General features: G+C 78.7%; 3 protein-coding genes and 1 pseudogene. All 4 read right to left on the bottom strand.

Features of this window, described 5'->3' with window-relative positions:
• Positions 1-294: pseudogene (locus ABZ495_RS36890) on the bottom strand (N-acetylmuramoyl-L-alanine amidase); the annotation flags it as partial.
• A 7-nt stretch (positions 295-301) separates the two neighbouring features.
• A complete protein-coding gene (locus ABZ495_RS36895) occupies positions 302-1558 on the bottom strand; it encodes a hypothetical protein (protein WP_359840356.1) in 1257 nt (418 codons plus the stop codon).
• A 258-nt stretch (positions 1559-1816) separates the two neighbouring features.
• Positions 1817-2470, bottom strand: coding sequence for a class I SAM-dependent methyltransferase (locus tag ABZ495_RS36900; protein ID WP_359840357.1), 654 nt, complete (start codon positions 2468-2470; stop codon positions 1817-1819).
• A gap of 91 nt (positions 2471-2561) precedes the next feature.
• Positions 2562-3814: M48 family metallopeptidase (locus ABZ495_RS36905; protein ID WP_359840359.1), on the bottom strand; the 1253-nt coding region annotated here is incomplete at its 5' end.

The following is a 3814-nucleotide window of genomic DNA, read 5'->3' on the forward strand; positions in this document are numbered from 1 at the left end:
CGGAGCGGCCTGGGCGGCCGCCGGCGGGTCGGCCGCCCCGCCGGGGGCCCCCGGCGGGGCGGTGCCCGCCGGTGCGGAGAACGGCGCCGCGGAGAACGGCCCCGACGGCGGGGCGGCGGCGGCCCCGGCGGCGTGGGCGGCCCCGGTGTCGTCCCGGCCGCGGTCGGCGACGGCCTGCCAGCCCAGCCAGCCGGCCAGGCAGAGCGGCACCAGGACGGCGGCCACGGTGGTGGTGCGCAGCAGCCGGGAGCGGCGCGGCGGTTCGTCGTGCGGAGCGGCGGTGGTGCGGGTCACGGGTGGTTCAGATCCTGTCCTGGGTGCGCGCGGTCAGGCCGTACGGGTCGGCGATCGCCTTCCACTTCGTCACGAAGTCCCGCTTCGCCTGGGTGGCCTGCGGGTTGAGCTCGTCCGCGTGCTTCTTGTCGGCGGTGTTCGGGGCCGAGCCCGAGCAGCCCTGGGCGGAGACGGCGCGGGCCCAGCTGGCGTACGCCCGGTCGATGTCGGCGGACAGCTGCCAGGCGGACTTCAGCGACTGCACCGCGTCCGCGCCGCCGGGCAGGTCGGTGACGGTCAGCGTGGCGAGCTTGGCGAGCAGCTGGTCGCGCTGCTTGGCGCCGCTGTCGAAGACCTGCGCGGCGCTGTCGATGTCGGCCTTGGCGGGGCAGCTGCTCACCTTGGCGACCGCGCTGCCGATCGGCGCCTTCGCGCTCTCGCCCTGGGTCAGCAGCTCGTCCAGGGCCTTGGCCTGCTCCGGCGCGCCCGGCCCGGCCGTGCCGGCGGTCGGGCTCGCGGAGGCGGACGCGGTGTCGCTGGCGGCGGGGCTCGGAGCGCCGGACGATCCGTCGGGGCCCGGCGCGGGCGGCGGGTTCCCGGCCGTGCTCTGGCCGGCGCTCGCGGAGGGAGCCGGGGCGGCGCTCCGGTCGGCCGGGTCGTCCTTGCCCTTCGCGGCCCACAGGATGCCGCCGCCGAGGGCCAGGACGAACAGCAGCGCGAAGGCGATCAGCAGTGGCGCGCGCCGGTTGGCCGGGCGGTCCTCGGCGTCGAGGTCCTCGTAGTCCGTGGCGTAGTCCGGCTGCTGGTACGGCGGGTACTGCTGGGCCGGGTACCCGGGGTACTGCTGGGGGTACGGGCCGGCGTCGTACGGGGGCTGGGCCTGTGGCTGGGCCGGGGGCGGCGGCGGGTAGCCGTAGCCGCCGCCGGCGGGGCCCTGGGGGGCCGCGTGGCCCGGGAAGCCGGACGCGGGCGGCTGCGGTCCGGTGGGCGGGGCGGGGTGGCCCTGGCCACCGGCCAGGTACGGGCGGGCGGCCAGCGGCGGGCCCTGGTCGCCGACGCCGCCCGCGGTGGGAGGCTGCGGCGGGAAGGGCGACGGACCGGGCGGCTGCGGCGCCTCGCCGGGGCGGCCGGGCGCGGGAGGAACCGGCCGGGCGGTGGCGGGCGGAGCGGCCGGGGGCTGGGCCGCGCCGGGGGCGGGCTGCTGCGGTCCGCGCACCCAGCCGCCGGCGCCGCCGCGCGCGGTCGGATCCCAGACCGCCGGAGCGGTGTTCTGCTGGTCCGTCATTGCTGGCCCCCACCGTCCGCCGGGTCGCTCTGCCTGGTGCTGTGCCGCTGTCGTCGGCGCGCGTGCGCCGCGCGGACACCGTACCGTTCGAACCCCCGCCCGACAGCCCCGGCACGACGTTAGAGCATCCGTGATCGGCTGGGGGCCGGTCCGGCGATCTCGTCGGGCCGCCCCGATGTTCGAGCGCGGCGTTCGACGACGGCGTTCGACGGCGGCGCTCGAAGGGCCGGGCCGGGTGGGGCTCCGCGGCCCGGTCGCTCAGCCGCGGGAGCGGCGCAGGACCCGCAGCGAGCCGGTCACCGAGACCTCCTCGAAGCCCTCGGCGAGCGCCCGCAGGTAGACCCGGTACGGCGCCTGGCCGCCGTCCGCCGGGTCGGGGAAGACGTCGTGCACCACCAGCAGGCCCTCGGGGGCCAGGTGGCGGGCCCAGCCCTCGTAGTCGCCGGTGGCGTGCTCGTCGGTGTGGCCGCCGTCGATGAAGACCAGGCCGAGCCGACCGCCCCAGAGCGCCGCGATCTGCGGCGACCGGCCGACCAGGGCGACCACGTGGTCCTCCAGCCCGGCCGCGTGCAGGGTGCGGCGGAACCGGGGGAGCGTGTCCATCCGGCCCACCTCCTGGTCCACCAGCGTCGGGTCGTGGTACTCCCAGCCCGGCTGCTGCTCCTCGGAGCCCCGGTGGTGGTCGACGGTCAGCGCCACCGTGCCCGCCTCCCGGGCGGCGGCGGCCAGCAGGATCGCCGACCGCCCGCAGTAGGTGCCGATCTCCAGCACCGGCAGCCCGGTCTGCCGGGCCGCCGTCAGCGCCGCCGCGTACAGGGCGAGGCCCTCGTCCACCGGCATGAACCCGGTCGCGCCCTCGAAGGCCGCCAGCACCTCGGGTGCGGGGCGCGGGTTCTCCAGGAGGTCGGACATGGTGCAGCTCCCTTGCCGGGTGATTCGGTGCTCGTGCTCGCCGTCGGACCCTACTGGACGGTAGGCCGCGGCGCCCGTCCCGGGCGGATCCTCAGCCGGCCAGCAGGGTGCGCGCGATGCGGACGCGGTGCGGCGCCAGCTCGGCGGCGATGGCGGCGGTCTCGGCGGGCGTCGTCGTGACGGCGGCCGACAGCTCGGGGCCCCGGTCGAGGAGGGCGAGCCGCAGGTGGGTCGGCGGGTGGGTGGGGTCCACCGCGCCCCGCTCCAGGGCGGAGCGGCGCAGCAGGCGCTCGTGCTCCAGCGCAGGGACGTCGGCGGCCTGGTCGCGCAGCCGCTCCCAGAACGCCTCGGGGGCGGCCGCCGTCCGCGTGGACGGCGCCGCCGGGGCGTGCTGCGGACCGCGGCGCGACGCACGGGGCCGGCTCTGCAGCTCCGCGCGTGCCCGGGCCGCCGCCGTCTCCACCGCCTGGCCGAGCAGCAGGGTCCGCAGCAGGCGCCGGGCCGCCCCGGTGGACGCGGTGCGGGCGGCCAGCGTGTCCGCGTGGTACTCGGCCTGCTGCCCGGCGCGCGTGGTCAGCCGGTCGAGCAGCCGGAGCAGCGCCAGCAGCAACCGGGCGACGCCGCCGAGCAGGACGACGAGGAGCAGGTCGGTGAGCTGGAACAGCAACTGCAGCCCCACCGCGTCCCGGTAGTGGCCGCGCGGACGGGTGAGGTCGTACCAGTGGGCGAGCGCGTGGATCGCCGAACCGAGCCAGAGGCCCTGCCGGTGGTCGCCGTTGACCCGGTGGCCGAACTCGTGCCCCAGCAGGGCGATCCGCTCCTGCTCGCCGAGTACCTCCCAGAGCGGCAGACCCAGGGTGAGCACCGACCGTCGGCGCAGCCCGACCGCCCCCATGCTCGCGTTGAACGCGCCGTCGACCCGGATCACGCCGACCGGCCCGGCGCCCACCTCGGCGGCGACGCGGTCCGCCAGGCCGTAGAGGGCGGGCGCCTCGGCACGGTCCAGCACGCCCTCGCCGCGCGGGGTCCGGCCGAGCCGGGGCCGGAGCAGGACCACCAGGCCGAGCACGGCCGCGCCCAGACAGCGGAGCGGGGTGTTGCCGGTGACGAGCAGCCACAGGCCCCAGCCGCACAGGGCCGCGGTGGTCAGGTGGACCACGCCGGCGATGACCGAGGCGGCCAGCCAGGCCCGCTGCCCGACGGTGGCCGGCCGACCGGCCGCGATGTCCTCGTAGAGCCGGTCGGTCCGGGCCGTCGCGGCCGCCGCGGGCCGCGGGGGGGCGGGCGCCCCGCCGGGGGGCCGGCGGGGGGTGGCCCGGCGCGGGGGCGCACGGCAGCAGGCTG

The organism is Kitasatospora sp. NPDC005748, from assembly GCF_040630735.1.
Lineage (GTDB): Bacteria > Actinomycetota > Actinomycetes > Streptomycetales > Streptomycetaceae > Kitasatospora.

Coding starts and splice junctions, on each gene's coding strand:
- ABZ495_RS36895 (WP_359840356.1), bottom strand. CDS start 1,558: ATGACGGACCAGCAGAACACCGCTCCGGCGGTCTGGGATCCGACCGCG.
- ABZ495_RS36900 (WP_359840357.1), bottom strand. CDS start 2,470: ATGTCCGACCTCCTGGAGAACCCGCGCCCCGCACCCGAGGTGCTGGCG.